This is a genomic window from Streptomyces sp. NPDC029159 (assembly GCF_055564055.1).
This window is the reverse complement of the sequence record NZ_JBVHWT010000004.1, coordinates 507,758-521,566: the sequence shown is the minus strand read 5'-3', so window position 1 is coordinate 521,566 and position 13,809 is coordinate 507,758. Positions and strand designations below refer to the sequence as shown.

The following is a 13,809-nucleotide window of genomic DNA, read 5'->3' as shown; positions in this document are numbered from 1 at the left end:
GTCGGCAAAGGCAAAGGCGGGGCGGGCGTAGCGTGGAAGGCATGACGAAGTACGGAACCTTCCCCGGCGCGCGGCCCCGGCGGCTGCGGACCACCCCCGCCATGCGGCGGATGGTTGCCGAACACCGTTTGCACCCGGCCGATCTGATCCTCCCGGCGTTCGTCCGCGAGGGGATCTCGGAGCCGGTGCCGATCTCGGCGATGCCCGGGGTCGTCCAGCACACCCGGGACACGCTGCGTAAGGCCGCGGTCGAGGCGGTGGAGGCGGGTGTCTCCGGGATCATGCTGTTCGGGGTGCCCGAGGACGCGAAGAAGGACGCGGCGGGCACCGTCGGCACGGACCCGGACGGCATCCTCCAGGTCGCGCTGCGGGACGTGCGGGCCGAGGTCGGCGACGATCTGGTGATCATGTCGGACCTGTGCCTGGACGAATTCACCGACCACGGCCACTGCGGGGTGCTGGACGCGGACGGCCGGGTCGACAACGACGCGACGCTGGAGCGGTACGCCGAGATGGCGCAGGTCCAGGCGGACGCGGGCGCCCATGTGGTGGCGCCCAGCGGCATGATGGACGGCCAGGTCGGCGTCATCCGGGACGCGCTGGACCAGACCGGCCACGAAGAGGTGTCGATCCTCGCGTACACCGCGAAGTACTCCTCGGCGTTCTACGGGCCGTTCCGCGAGGCCGTCGGCTCGTCGCTCCAGGGCGACCGCAAGACGTACCAGCAGGACCCGGCGAACCTCCGCGAGTCGATGCGGGAGCTGGCGCTCGACCTCGACGAGGGCGCCGACATGGTGATGGTGAAGCCGGCGCTGCCCTACCTGGACGTGCTGGCGAAGGTCGCGGACGCGGTGGACGTGCCGGTCGCGGCGTACCAGATCTCCGGTGAGCTGGCGATGGTCGAGGCGGCGGCGGAGAAGGGCTGGATCGACCGGGACAAGGCGATCCTGGAGACGCTGACCGGCATCAAGCGGGCGGGTGCCGATCTGATCCTCACGTACTGGGCGACGGAGGTCGCGCGCGGGTTGTGAGCGGGGCGCGCGCCGAGCGGTGCGCGCCTGCCGGGACGGCGTCCGGTGACCGGCTCCACGGTCACCGGGCGCCGTGGTCGTTTCCGGGGGCGGCGTCGGCGGTGGCCGTGCACTCGGGGGCGGTGGCGGCGTGCAGGAACTCCCGCAGCAGGGGGCGGCGCCCGCCGGAGGGGAGGTGGGCGAGCCGGACGGGGATGGTGGGGGCGTTGGTGAGCGGGATGAAGCGGACGCCGGAGTGGGCGACGCGGCGGGCGGCCAGCGCCGGGACGACGCCGACGCCGCGGTCGGCGGCGACGGTCTCCAGCCACTCGTCGTAATTGGCGCACGGGACGACGGTGCGCGGGGCGGCGGCGGGGTGCCAGGAGCCGGGGTTGGTGGTGCCGGTGACGGTATTCACCACGAGCGGCCACTGGTGGAATTCCGACCAGTCGATGCTTTTTCGTGTCGCGAGAAAAGAAGATGTTGATATAGCGGCAATGCGCTGTTCGTGGAAGAGCGGGTGAACCGTCGCCCCGGTGAGTTCCAGGTGGCCGCGTAATACGGCGATGTCGATGCGGGCCGTTTCCAGGGTGGCGACGGGATTGTCGACGCGGGCGAGGGTGACCTTCGCGTCGGTGGTGCGCTCGAAGCGGGCGATGGTGCGCTGCGCCCACGGGTCCGGCAGCAGCCAGCTGAAGCCGAGGCGGAGCGTGCGGTGGACGCGCATGTCCCGCGCCGCCTGGTCGAGGTTGCCGAGGACCCGGCGGGCGTGGAAGAGGAATTCCTGCCCGGCCACGGTGAGGGCGACATGCCGGGACGAGCGGTCGACGAGGCGAATGCCCAGCGTCGCTTCCAGCTGTTGAATCGTGCGGGAGAGCGCGGGCTGGGTGACCATTAATTCGGCCGCGGCACGGGTGTAGGAGCGGTGGTGGGCGAGCGCGGTGAACGCACGTAAATGCCGCAGTTCCAGGTCCATGCCCGGGAAGCATAGTTCAGCAGCGAGAAGCATTTCTCAGCACTCCGGGGTCTCCGTAGGCTTGCCGAACGACCGGGACTTTTCGGGCAGTTGTTTCTCCGCGGTGGGGCGCGCGGTCCACGTGGCCACGTAGGACGTCAGGGGGTGGGGGCCGCGGCGCGGACACACGGACGGGCCGGAGTGCCGCACCGGAGCCGCTCGGACGGTGCGCCGCCCGTAGGGTGCCGGTGCGCCCGCCGGGCGTGATCTTCCCGCCGTCCGCCACTCGACCTCCCGCCCCGGGGCGCCCCGCCGCCGGCCGCCCGGCGCCGCATCCGCTCCTCCCGCGCGCCGTCCGCCACAGGCGTCGGCTCCCCGCTCCTCGTCCCCCACCCTCCCCGCACCGAAGGAGCCACCGTGTTCGACCTCTCCCACCTGCGTATCCCGATCGTGCAGGCCCCGATGGCCGGGGGCCCGGGCTCCGTCGCGCTGGCGGTCGCCGTCGGCCGGGCCGGTGGCCTCGGCACCCTCGCCGCCGGGTACAAGACGCCCGCGCAGCTCGCCGAGCAGATCGCCGGGGTGCGGGCGGGGACCGACGCCCCGTTCGGGGTGAACGTCTTCGTCCCGCAGGAGGTCCCGCACCCCGACACCGTCGCGCCCTACCGCGCGGAGCTGACCGCGGACGCCGAGCGCCGGGCGGTGGCCCTGCCCGAGCCCGACCAGGGCGACACCGACTCCTGGGACGAGAAGATCGCGCTGCTGACCCAGGACCCGGTCCCGGTCGTGTCGTTCACCTTCGGCGCGCCGCCCGCGGAGACCGTCGAGGCGCTGCAGCGGGCGGGCAGCCGGGTGGTCGCGACGGCCACCACGGTCGCCGAGGCGCGCGAGGCCGAGGCGCTGGGCGTCGACGCGCTCTGTGTGCAGGGCCCGGAGGCGGGCGGGCACCGCGGCACCTTCGACCCGTACGCCGAGCCCGACCCGACCCCGCTGGCCGAGCTGCTGGCGGCCGTCGCGGCGGGCACCCGGCTGCCGCTGATCGCCGCCGGCGGACTGGCGACCGGCGCGGACATCGCGGGCGTCCTGAACGCCGGGGCGGTGGCCGCGCAGCTGGGCACCGCGTATCTGCGGACCCCGGAGGCGGGTACCGCCCCGGCGTACCAGGAGGCGCTGACCCGGCCGGAGTTCGACACCACGGTCGTCACCCGGGCGTTCTCCGGCCGCTACGCGCGCGGGCTGCGCAACCGCTTCATCGAGGAGCACGACGCCGCCGCGCCGGTCGCCTACCCGCTCGTCAACCAGCTCACCAAGCCGCTGCGGGCCGCCGCCGCTGCCGCCGGCGACGCCCACGGTCTGAGCCTGTGGGCGGGCGTCAACTACCGCAAGGCGGAGCGCGTTCCGGCCGGGGAGCTGACCGAGCGGCTGTGGGCCGAAGCCTCCGCCGCCCTGCACCGGGACCGCTGACCGCCCCTCCGGCCCCGCTCGCCCGCCCCGCGGGCCGCACCACCGGCCCGCGGGCCACCGGGCGCACCGTTCGTACGACAGGCACCGCACGCACCACCGGCACGACAGCACGACACGCACCACCGGTACCACGTCCTCACAGCCACCACGTGGGCCGTTCGCACCGTGTGATCCGTCCGATGTGAACCGTCCGATGTGAACCGTCCGATCGGAGAAGCGGAAATGACGAGCCGAACCGTCGCCGTCGTCGGGCTCGGCCCGCGGGGCCTGTCCGTCCTGGAGAGACTCGCGGAGAACGCCCGGCACGACGCCACCGAGCACCTCACCGTCCACCTCATCGACTCCCACGCCCTCGGCTCCGGCCGGGTCTGGCGGCCGGAACAGTCGCCCGAACTGCTGATGAACACCGTCGCCTCCCAGGTGACCCTCTTCACCGACGACAGCGTCAGCTGCGCGGGCCCGGTCGTCCCCGGCCCGAGCCTGTACGAGTGGGCCCGCAACGCCGTCCACCTCGCCCAACTGCGCACCACCGCCCCGCACCTGGAGGCGGAGGCGGCCCGGCTCGGCCCGGACGACTACCCGACCCGGGCGCTGTACGGCCGCTACCTCCAGTGGGTGCTGGAACACGTCTCGGCCCGGCTGCCCGCCACCGTCCACCTGGTGCCCCGGCACACCCGCGTCCGGGCGATCACCCGCGGACCGGACGGGCGGCTGGTCCTGGAGACCTCCGACAGCGGGCGGATCAGCGCCGACCAGTGCGTGCTGACGCTGGGGCATCTGCCGGGCGCGCCCGGCCCCCGCGAGCGCGAGCTGCGCGACTTCGCCGCCCGCCACGGGCTGCGTTACTACCCGATGGCCAACCCCGCCGATGTCGACCTGCGGGACATCGAACCGGGCGAGGGCGTCCTCGTCACCGGTCTCGGCCTGAACTTCTTCGACTACCTCGCGCTGCTCACCACCGGGCGCGGCGGCCGCTACGTGGCGACCGGTGACGGCCTGAAGTACCTGCCGTCCGGCGCCGAACCGTATCTGCACGCCGGCTCCCGCCGCGGCATCCCGTACCACGCCCGCGGCCACAACCAGAAGGGCGTCACCGGCCGCCATCTGCCGCGCTTCCTCACGCCCGGGGTGATATCCGGCCTGCGGCGGCGCGCGGCCGACGGCGGGCTCGACTTCGACCGCGACGTGTGGCCGCTGGTCTGCCAGGAGGTCGAGTACGTCTACTACCGGGCGCTGCGGGAGGAACGGGCCCGGTGGGCCGGGACGCGGACGGGCACGGGCGAGGCGGAGCGCCCCGGGCCCGACCCCGATGAGGCGCTGCTCGCCGCGCTGGCGGGCGACCCCGCGGACAAGGCGCGGGCTCTCGCCGCCCTCGGGTTCAGCGCGGACGACCACTGGGACTGGGAGGACGTCCGCACCCCGTACCGCGACGTCACGTTCGCCGACCACGGCGCGTTCTCCGCCTGGCTGCTGGACCATCTGGCGCAGGACGTCCGGGACGCCGTCGGCGGCAACGTCCGCAATCCGCGCAAGGCGGCGCTGGACGCGCTGCGGGATCTGCGCAACGAGGTCCGGCAGGTCGTCGACCACGGCGGGATCCTGCCCGACTCGCACCGCGACGCCCTCGACGGCCACTACACCCCGCTCAACGCCTTCGTCTCCATCGGGCCGCCCGCCCGCCGGATCGAGGAGCTGATCGCGCTGATGAAGGCGGGCATCGTCACCATCGGCGGCCCCGGCTTCACCGTCGAGGCACACCCGGACGGCCACTTCACCGGCCACGCCCCGTGCCTGCCCGGCAGCCGCCGCACGGCCCGCGTCCTGATCGAGGCGCGGCTGCCCCCGGCCGGTATCGCGCACACCGACGACCCGCTGGCCGGCCAGCTCCTCACCGACGGCCTGGCCCGGCTGCACACCCTGCGCCACGGCGACGCCGTCCACACCACCGGCGCCCTGGAGGTCACCGGCCCGCCCTACCGCGTCGTCGACGCCACCGGCACCCCGCACCCGGACCTCTACGCGTTCGGCGTCCCCACCGAGGGCGTCCACTGGGCGACGGCGGCGGGCGTCCGCCCCGGCGTCGACTCCGTCATCCTCGGCGACGCGGACGCGGTGGCGCGGGCGGTGCTCGCCGCACTCCGCACGTCCGACGGGGAGCGGCGGCGGGAGCTGACGGCCCGCGCGTGAGACGACGGCGCGCCGCCCCGGACGGTCCCGGGGCGGCGCGCTCGTCCGCGTACGTCAGGTGAAGGCCAGGATCCCTGCCAGAGAAAGTGCCCCCGCGAGCACCGTGGAGCCTGCGCCGAGGGCGACCGGGCGTGCCCCCGTCCGCACCAGCGACATCAGGTGCACCGACGTGCCGAGCCCGAAGAGTGCGCCCGCCAGCAGGAGGGTGGTCAGTGTCTGGGCGGCGGTCAGGACGGGGGCGGGCAGTACGCCGGAGCTGCGGACCGCGACCATCGCGATGAAGCCGAGGACGAAGAGCGGGACCAGCGGCGGGCGCTTGCCGGTGGCGTCGGCGGCGCCCTTGCGGCGGCGGACGATGCTGTAGCCGGCGATGAGCGGGGCCAGCAGGACGACGCGGGTCAGCTTGACGACGGTGGCGACGGCGAGGGCGGCGGGGCCGGCGACCGAGGCGGTGGCGACGACCTGCGCGACCTCGTGGACGCTGGCGCCGGACCAGACGCCGAAGGAGGTGTCGGACAGGCCCAGCGGGTGCTGGAGCAGCGGGAGCAGGACGATCGCCAGGCTGCCGAAGATCGTGACCAGCGCGACGCCGGTGGCGAGGTCCTCCTCGTCGCTGTCGCTGACCGCGTCCATCGCCGCGGCGGCCGAGGCGCCGCAGATGGAGAAGCCGGTGGCGACGAGGAGGGTGGTGCCGGGGCGGATGCCCATCCGGCGGCCCAGCCACATCGTCCCGGCGAACGTTCCGGCGACGGTCACCGCGACCACCAGCAGCACCCCGGGGTCGAGGTGGAGCACCTGGGAGAGGGCGAGCTGGAGTCCCAGCAGGACGACGCCGGTGCGCAGCAGCTTCTTCGTGGCAAGCTTCGCGCCGGGCAGCACGCGGTCGCCGAGCAGCCCGGTGTTCCGGGCCAGCGCGCCGAGCAGCACCGCGATCGTCAGGGCGCTGACCGCCGGGACGAGGCGGTTGAGCCCGTACGAGACGGCGACGCCGACGACGACCACGGCGAGACCGGGGCCGTGGTGGGCGAGCCAGCCGGGGCCGGTGCCGCCGTCGCCGGGTGCGGGCGAGCCGGCGGACGGCGGCGCGGCGCTCTCCCCGGGGGCGTCCGCGGGGGGCTGCGCGGGGGCGTCCCCGGCGGTGCGGAGGTGGGGGGTGGCGGCCGGTTCCGGGTCGCTGCGGCGGTCGGGGCGGGCGGTCCCGTCAATGGAGGGCATGTCCCGATCGTCCGATCGAGGGACAGTTCGCGGTAGCCACCAACCCCCTATGCACCCATAGACTTGTGCTATGGACGGCCAATACGCTATGAGGACGGATCTGCGGTCGCTGGAGATGCTGCTCGCGGTCGTCGACCAGGGCAGCATCGGTGGCGCCGCGCGGGCCCTGCAGGTCGCGCAGCCCTCGGTCACCAACCGCATCAAACGGCTGGAGCGACATCTCGGCCTGACCCTGGTCGTCCGCTCCCCGCGCGGCTGCCGGCTCACCGACGAAGGCGTCGCGGTCGCCGACTGGGCGCGCGAAGTCATCGGCGCCTCGGACCAGTTGGAGACCGGCGTCGCCGCGCTCCGCCGCAACCACGACTCCCAGCTGAGCGTGTCGGCGAGCCTGACCGTCGCCGAGTATCTGCTGCCCCGGTGGCTCGCCGATCTGCGGCTGCGCTCGCCGGAGACGGGCGTGGCGCTGCGGATGTGCAACTCCGAGCAGGCGGCCCAGGACGTGCTGCACGGCGCCGCCGACCTCGGGTTCATCGAGGGCCCGCGGACCACGAGCGGGCTGCACGCCCGGGTCGTCGCCGTCGACGACCTCGTCATCGTGGTGGCGCCGGGCCACCCCTGGTCGCGGCGGCGCCGCCCGCTGACCGTCGCCGAACTCGCCGCCACTCCGCTCATCGCCCGCGAGAAGGGCTCCGGCACCCGCGACACCCTCGACCACGCCCTCGCCCGCGCCGGTGCGGAGGGTGCCGCCGCGCCCCGCCTCGAACTGGCCTCGACCGCCGCGATCCGCACCGCGGTGCTGACCGGGCAGGGCGTCGGCGTGCTCAGCCGGTTCGCGATCAGCGACGACATCCGGGGCGGGCGGCTGCGCGAGGTCGCCGTCGCGGACGTCGATCTGCGCCGCCGGCTGCGGGCCATCTGGCGCGCCGGCTCCCAGCTCTCCGGCCCCGCCGCCGACCTCACCAACTGCGCCCTCCAGTCGAGTTGGGGCCGCCCGGCCCAGGGGCGCACCCGCCGCCCGGCCCGTACGAAGGCGGAGGCGGCGGCGGGCTGATCAACGGGCCACGGCCCCCGATACGCGTACGGCCCCGGCGGGAAGCCGGGGCCGTACGGTGCGCCCGGGCGGGCGCGGGGGGATCAGAGGCGCTCGGGGGTGCGGATGCCCAGCAGCGCCATGCCCTGGTGGAGGGTGCGGGCGGTCAGATCGCAGAGGAAGAGGCGGTTCTCGACCTGCTCGGGCATCTCGGCCTTCAGGACCGGGCACTGGTCGTAGAAGGTCGTGTAGAGCGACGCGAGCTGGTAGAGGTACGCGGTCACCTTGTGCGGCGCGTACTCGGCGGCGGCGTCCGCGACCGTCTCCGCGAACTGGTCCAGGTGCAGCCCGAGCGCCCGCTCCGCCGGGGCCAGCCCCAGCTCCGGGTGGGCGACCGGCTGCGCGTCGCCCGCCTTGCGCAGGATCGACTTGATCCGGGCGTGCGCGTACTGGATGTAGACCGAGGTGTCGCCGTGCAGCGAGACCATCTGGTCCAGGTCGAACTTGTAGTCGCGGTTGGCGGACGTCGACAGGTCCGCGTACTTCACCGCGCCGATGCCGACCTGCGTACCGCGCTCGGTGATCTCCGCCTCGGTCAGGTCCTGGGCCTTCTCGCGCACCACGGACGCCGCCCGGTCGATCGCCTCGTCGAGGAGGTCGACCAGCCGCACCGTCTCGCCCGCACGGGTCTTGAACGGCTTGCCGTCCGCGCCGAGGACCGTGCCGAACGCCAGCTGCTGGGCGGTGGTGCCGTCCTTCAGCCAGCCCGCCCGGCGCGCCGTCTCGAAGACCATCTTGAAGTGCAGCGACTGCCGGGCGTCGACGACGTACAGCAGGGTGTTCGCGTCGAGGTTGCCGACGCGGTCGCGGATGGCGGAGAGGTCGGTGGCGGCGTAGCCGAAGCCGCCGTCGGACTTCTGGACGATCAGCGGGGTCGGGTTGCCGTCCGGGCCCTTGACGTCGTCGAAGAAGACGCAGAGCGCGCCGTTGGAGCGGACCGCGACGCCCGACTCCTCCAGCAGGCGGCAGGTCTCGGTGAGCATGGCGTTGTAGCCCGACTCACCGACCACGTCGGCGTCGTGGATCTCCATGTCGAGCTTGTTGAAGACGGAGTAGAAGTAGACCTTCGACTCGTCCACGAACTTCTGCCACAGCGCGAGGGTCTCCTCGTCGCCCGCCTGGAGGTCGACGACCCGGCGGCGGGCCCGGTCCTTGAACTCCTCGTCGGAGTCGAAGAGCGCCCGGGACGCCTTGTAGAGGCGGTTGAGGTTGGACATCGCCGCCTCACCGGCCTGCTGCGACGCCTCCTCCAGCTTCTCGCCGCTCTGGTGGTCCAGCTCCTGCGGGTGCTCGATGAGGTACTGGATGAGCATGCCGAACTGGGTGCCCCAGTCGCCGATGTGGTGGCGGCGGACCACCTTCTCGCCGGTGAACTCCAGGATCTGCACGACGGCGTCGCCGATCACCGCGGAGCGCAGGTGGCCGACGTGCATCTCCTTGGCGACGTTCGGCTGCGCGTAGTCGATCACCGTCGTGCCGGGCTGCGCGGCGTACGGGACGCCCAGCCGGTCGTCGGCGGCGCGGGCGGCCAGCGTCTTGACGATCGCCTCGTCGCTGAGGGTGATGTTGAGGAAGCCGGGGCCGGAGACCTCGATGTCCTGGATCAGCTCGGGCGCGGAGATGCCCGCGACGACCTTCCCGGCCAGCTCCCGGGGGTTGCCCTTCAGCTTCTTGGCGAGCGCCAGCATGCCGTTGGCCTGGAAGTCGGCCCGGTCGCTTCGTCGCAGCAGCGGGTCGGCGGCGCCGGCCTCCGGCAGAGCTGCCGAGAGGGCGTCCGCGACGCGCTGGTGGACCGTAGCTGCGAGGGAGGGGACCGAAGCCATGGAGTGCTGCCGTTCCGTTGGAGGCGATCAGAAAAGTTGATGTGCGAGGTAAGGGTTTGCCGTCAGTATTCCACGACGGTTCCATCGGTTTTTTCGTCTGGGAGAATGGGAGCGCCGGGCGTATGCCCGTCTCAGCAACCGTGAGCGATCAAGCGCAGTGCACTGCGCGGAGAGCGCCGTGAGCGCAGAAAAGGAAGGGCCGACCGTGGCTCAGAGCACCGAGACAGCCGACTGGGTCTCCCGTTACGCGGATGAGGTCATCGCCGAGTCGGAGCGTCGCGCGCCTGGCAAACCGGTCGTCGTCGCCTCCGGCCTCTCGCCCTCCGGCCCGATCCACCTCGGCAACCTCCGCGAGGTCATGACCCCGCACCTGGTCGCCGACGAGATCCGCCGCCGCGGCCACCAGGTGCGGCACCTGATCTCCTGGGACGACTACGACCGCTACCGCAAGGTCCCCGCGGGCGTCGACGGCGTCGACGAGTCCTGGGCCGAGCACATCGGCAAGCCGCTGACCTCCGTCCCGGCGCCGAAGGGCTCGGCGTTCCCGAACTGGGCCGAGCACTTCAAGGCCGCGATGACCGCCGCCCTCGCCGAGCTGGGCGTGGCGTACGACGGCATCAGCCAGACCGCGCAGTACACCTCGGGCGTCTACCGCGAGCAGATCCTGCACGCGATGAAGCACCGCGGCGACATCGACGCGATCCTGGCGCAGTACCGCACCAAGAAGGCGCCCGCCAAGAAGTCGCAGAAGCCCGTCGACGAGGCGGAGCTGGAGGCGGCCGAGGGCTCCGGCGCCGCCGGTGAGGACGACGGCAGCGCCGGCGGCGCGGGCTACTTCCCGTACAAGCCGTACTGCGGCGCGTGCGGCAAGGACCTCACCACCGTCACCGCCTACGACGACGCCACCACCGAGCTGACCTACACCTGCGCCTGCGGCCATGGCGAAACGGTCAAGCTCAGCGAGTTCAACCGCGGCAAGCTGGTCTGGAAGGTCGACTGGCCGATGCGCTGGGCCTACGAGGGCGTGATCTTCGAGCCGAGCGGCGTCGACCACTCCTCGCCGGGCTCGTCGTTCCAGGTCGGCGGCCAGATCGTCGGGATCTTCGACGGCGCGCAGCCGATCGGCCCGATGTACGCCTTCGTCGGCATCAGCGGCATGGCCAAGATGTCGTCGTCGAAGGGCGGCGTGCCGACCCCGGGCGACGCGCTGAAGATCATGGAGCCGCAGCTGCTGCGCTGGCTCTACGCCCGCCGCCGTCCCAACCAGTCGTTCAAGATCGCCTTCGACCAGGAGATCCAGCGGCTGTACGACGAGTGGGACCGCCTCGGCGCGAAGGTCGCCGACGGCTCCGCGCTCCCCGCGGACGCCGCCGCCTACGCCCGCGCCGTCGGCACCGCCGCCGGTGAGCTGCCGAAGACGCCGCGCCCGCTGCCGTACCGCACGCTCGCCTCGGTCGCCGACATCACCGCCGGGCACGACGAGCAGACCCGCCGCATCCTCAGCGACCTGGACCCGGCCAACCCGGTCACCTCACTCGACGAGGTCCGGCCGCGCCTCGACCGCGCCGAGCACTGGATCACCAGCCAGGTCCCGGCCGACCAGCGCACCGTCGTCCGCGCCGAGCCGGACACCGAGCTGCTGGGCTCGCTGGACGACGAGGCGCGCGCCTCGCTGCGGCTGCTGCTCGACGGGCTCGACGACCACTGGTCGCTGGACGGCCTGACGCACCTCGTGTACGGCGTGCCGAAGGTCCAGGCCGGGTTCCCGGCGGATGCCACGCCGAAGGAGCTGCCGCCGGAGATCAAGGTCGCCCAGCGGACGTTCTTCGCGCTCCTGTACCACCTGCTGGTCTCCAAGGACACCGGCCCGCGGCTGCCCACCCTGCTGCTCGCGGTCGGCGCCGACCGCGTCCGCACCCTGCTGGGCGGCTGACGCCGGGCCGTCCGCGGCAGCGCACACGACTGCGCCCGCCATCCCCTCGGGGGTGGCGGGCGCAGTCGCGTACGGGATCAGCCGCGCGGCATCAGCTCTTGGAGTCCTTGGCGTCGGAGTCCTTGCCGTCCTTGCCGTCCTTCGCGTCGGACTTGTCGTCCTTCTTGTCGTCCTTCTTGGCCTCGTCGGTCGCCTTGCCGGAGGCGCTCTGCGAGGCGCCGGGGGCGGCGGGCTTGCCGGTGGCCGCCTCGACGGCCTCCTTCACGGCCTTCTCGGCGTCCTTCAGCAGATCGCTGCTGTCGGGGGTGTCGCCGCCGGCGAGACCCGCGCCGTTGTAGTTCAGCGTCACCACGATGTTGTCGGCCCGGACCACGACCGTCTGGTTGCGGTAGTCGTTGCCCTTGCTCTTCATGTTGTACGTGACCCAGGTCGCCGCGTCGCCCACGCCGTCGACCGCGCCGGACTTCACCTTCGTGGCGTCCTTGGTGGCCTTCGCCAGGTCGACCTGCTTCGCGTAGAACTCCTCGGCGCGCTTCTCGCCGGTGGCGTTCACCGCCGCCTCGGAGTCGTACCGCTTGAAGCTGACGTCCAGCCAGCGGAACTGGCTGCCGTCCACGCCCTCGGACTTCGAGCTGTACCAGGAGCAGGTGGCGCTGGCGTTCGGGTCGGAGGTCTTGCCCTTCTCACCGGCGTCGCTCTTCGGCTTGGGCAGCAGCTGCTTGAGCGTGCCGTTGGAGAACACCGTGCACGGGTCGGGCAGCTTCGCGTACTTCGCCGGGGCCAGGCTCGGCGACGGCTTCGCGGCGGAGGAGGCGGGGGCCGCCGGGTCCGAGGCGTCGGCGGCGTCCTTCGAGCCGGAGTCGGAGCAACCGGCGACGAGCATCACCGGTACGGCCGCGCAGGCGAGAATGCTGGCGAGTCGCTTGGATGAACGGTGCATGGTTCCTTCGCTGTTCGTCGTTGTTCCGGCACCTCAGGGCCGTTCCGGTGCGCCGGAACGTACGGCACCGACGGGGGCCCGGACCAGGCGTACGGCGTCAGACCCTACGCGGCGCGCGGACGATTCGCCCCGGAGATCACCGGCTGAAACGGACTGTTCGCCGACAACCCGACAGAAGGATCATTTGCGACGAAGAGCGCATTACTCGCTGAGGGAGTCGGCCAGCTCCTCGGCCAGCGCATGCGCCTTGTCCTGCAGTTCCTGGCTTTCCGGCACCCGCGTCTTGTCGGTCGACCACTGGTCGTAGGTGACCGTCACGACCACGTTCGACGTGCGAAACACCACAGTGATGTCGCGGTGCACCCCGGAGTCCGCCGTGGCCAGCGCGTCCTGGAGGAATCCGGCGTCGCCGAGGTCGTCCAGGGCGTGCGCGCTGGTCCCGGTCGACGGCGCACCGCTCGGCGCACCGGCCTTGCCGCCCTTGCCGCCGTCCTTGCCCTCGCCGCTCTTGCCCTTGCCACCGTCCGCGGTGAGCGCGTCCGCGCCGTCGCCCGCCGCCTGCCGCGCCTCGGCGTCCCCGGCACCGCCCTTGGCGTCCTTGCCTTCCTTCCCGTCCTTGCCGGGCTTCGCGTCCTTGCCGGGCTTGGCGGAGGCGCTCGGCCCGTCGCTCGGCGGCGCGGACTCCGTACCCTCCTGCGGCACGCCCGCGGCCTGCGCCTGCTGCCCGTAGATCTCCCGCGCCCGGTCGTCGTCGCTGATCTTCGTGTCGTACGAGACGACCCGCTGGATGTCGAGCGTCAGATGCCGGGTGCCGGCGGTGGTCTCCCGCTTCCAGCGGCAGCCCACACGGCGGTCGGTGTCGTACGTGACGTCGGCCTGCCCGCGGTAGACCTGCGCGGCCTCGTCGCCGGAGAGGTGCTTGCCGTCGCCGGGGAGCATGGCGCGCACGGTCGACCCGGAGGGCAGTCGGCACGCGTCCGGGAGCGAGGAGTAGCGGCCCGGCTCGCCGGACTGCGCCAGCGCCGGTTCACCGCCCTTGGCGTCGCCGCCGCCCGTGGCGGAGGAGCCGCCCGAGCAGCCGGCGAGGCCGACGGTCAGCGCCGCGGCGGCCGCCAACGCGGCAGTGGGGACGAACGACCTGCGCTGCATCGTCCGGGGCTCCTTCCTGCGAGTACCCGGGAAATCCGGTTGCCGC

General features: G+C 73.0%; 10 protein-coding genes. 5 read left to right on the top strand and 5 right to left on the bottom strand.

Features of this window, described 5'->3' with window-relative positions:
* The first annotated feature begins 41 nt into the window (after positions 1-41).
* The gene (gene hemB / locus ACZ4U4_RS12050) at positions 42-1,031 is read left to right on the top strand and encodes a porphobilinogen synthase (protein WP_467872010.1); all 990 of its coding nucleotides are present in this window, start codon (positions 42-44) and stop codon (positions 1,029-1,031) included.
* Between the two features lie 61 nt (positions 1,032-1,092).
* Here hemB and ACZ4U4_RS12045 read toward each other — a convergent pair whose 3' ends face one another.
* Entirely contained in the window at positions 1,093-1,986 is an 894-nt protein-coding gene (locus tag ACZ4U4_RS12045; protein ID WP_467872008.1) for a LysR family transcriptional regulator, read from the bottom strand.
* A 441-nt stretch (positions 1,987-2,427) separates the two neighbouring features.
* Between ACZ4U4_RS12045 and ACZ4U4_RS12040 the strand changes: the two genes are divergently transcribed.
* Complete coding sequence (locus ACZ4U4_RS12040; protein WP_467872136.1) at positions 2,428-3,426, top strand: NAD(P)H-dependent flavin oxidoreductase; 999 nt, start codon at positions 2,428-2,430, stop codon at positions 3,424-3,426.
* A 222-nt stretch (positions 3,427-3,648) separates the two neighbouring features.
* A complete protein-coding gene (locus ACZ4U4_RS12035; protein WP_467872005.1) occupies positions 3,649-5,613 on the top strand; it encodes an FAD/NAD(P)-binding protein in 1,965 nt (654 codons plus the stop codon).
* 54 nt (positions 5,614-5,667) lie between these two features.
* Here ACZ4U4_RS12035 and ACZ4U4_RS12030 read toward each other — a convergent pair whose 3' ends face one another.
* Positions 5,668-6,828, bottom strand: a complete 1,161-nt coding sequence (locus ACZ4U4_RS12030; protein WP_467872003.1) for a YeiH family protein — start codon at positions 6,826-6,828, stop codon at positions 5,668-5,670.
* Between the two features lie 70 nt (positions 6,829-6,898).
* Between ACZ4U4_RS12030 and ACZ4U4_RS12025 the strand changes: the two genes are divergently transcribed.
* A complete protein-coding gene (locus ACZ4U4_RS12025; protein WP_467871999.1) occupies positions 6,899-7,879 on the top strand; it encodes a LysR family transcriptional regulator in 981 nt (326 codons plus the stop codon).
* An 83-nt stretch (positions 7,880-7,962) separates the two neighbouring features.
* Here the strand turns inward: ACZ4U4_RS12025 and argS are convergent, their stop codons facing one another.
* On the bottom strand, positions 7,963-9,741 hold the full coding sequence (argS, locus tag ACZ4U4_RS12020; protein ID WP_467871997.1) for an arginine--tRNA ligase: 1,779 nt from the start codon (positions 9,739-9,741) through the stop codon (positions 7,963-7,965).
* Between the two features lie 178 nt (positions 9,742-9,919).
* Between argS and lysS the strand changes: the two genes are divergently transcribed.
* Positions 9,920-11,674, top strand: coding sequence for a lysine--tRNA ligase (lysS, locus tag ACZ4U4_RS12015; protein WP_467871994.1), 1,755 nt, complete (start codon positions 9,920-9,922; stop codon positions 11,672-11,674).
* 91 nt (positions 11,675-11,765) lie between these two features.
* Here the strand turns inward: lysS and ACZ4U4_RS12010 are convergent, their stop codons facing one another.
* Both ACZ4U4_RS12010 and ACZ4U4_RS12005 read right to left on the bottom strand, forming a co-directional pair.
* Positions 11,766-12,614 (bottom strand): DUF3558 family protein, encoded by an 849-nt coding sequence (locus ACZ4U4_RS12010; protein ID WP_467871991.1) that lies wholly within the window; start codon positions 12,612-12,614, stop codon positions 11,766-11,768.
* A 201-nt stretch (positions 12,615-12,815) separates the two neighbouring features.
* Positions 12,816-13,763 (bottom strand): hypothetical protein, encoded by a 948-nt coding sequence (locus tag ACZ4U4_RS12005; protein ID WP_467871988.1) that lies wholly within the window; start codon positions 13,761-13,763, stop codon positions 12,816-12,818.
* Between the last annotated feature and the right edge of the window lie 46 nt (positions 13,764-13,809).

Excerpts from the sequence above, each read along its gene's own strand:
- ACZ4U4_RS12025 (WP_467871999.1), top strand. The coding sequence starts at position 6,899 with ATGGACGGCCAATACGCTATGAGGACGGATCTGCGGTCGCTGGAGATG.
- ACZ4U4_RS12040 (WP_467872136.1), top strand. The coding sequence starts at position 2,428 with ATGGCCGGGGGCCCGGGCTCCGTCGCGCTGGCGGTCGCCGTCGGCCGG.
- ACZ4U4_RS12005 (WP_467871988.1), bottom strand. The coding sequence starts at position 13,763 with ATGCAGCGCAGGTCGTTCGTCCCCACTGCCGCGTTGGCGGCCGCCGCG.
- ACZ4U4_RS12010 (WP_467871991.1), bottom strand. The coding sequence starts at position 12,614 with ATGCACCGTTCATCCAAGCGACTCGCCAGCATTCTCGCCTGCGCGGCC.
- argS (WP_467871997.1), bottom strand. The coding sequence starts at position 9,741 with ATGGCTTCGGTCCCCTCCCTCGCAGCTACGGTCCACCAGCGCGTCGCG.
- hemB (WP_467872010.1), top strand. The coding sequence starts at position 42 with ATGACGAAGTACGGAACCTTCCCCGGCGCGCGGCCCCGGCGGCTGCGG.
- ACZ4U4_RS12030 (WP_467872003.1), bottom strand. The coding sequence starts at position 6,828 with ATGCCCTCCATTGACGGGACCGCCCGCCCCGACCGCCGCAGCGACCCG.
- ACZ4U4_RS12035 (WP_467872005.1), top strand. The coding sequence starts at position 3,649 with ATGACGAGCCGAACCGTCGCCGTCGTCGGGCTCGGCCCGCGGGGCCTG.
- ACZ4U4_RS12045 (WP_467872008.1), bottom strand. The coding sequence starts at position 1,986 with ATGGACCTGGAACTGCGGCATTTACGTGCGTTCACCGCGCTCGCCCAC.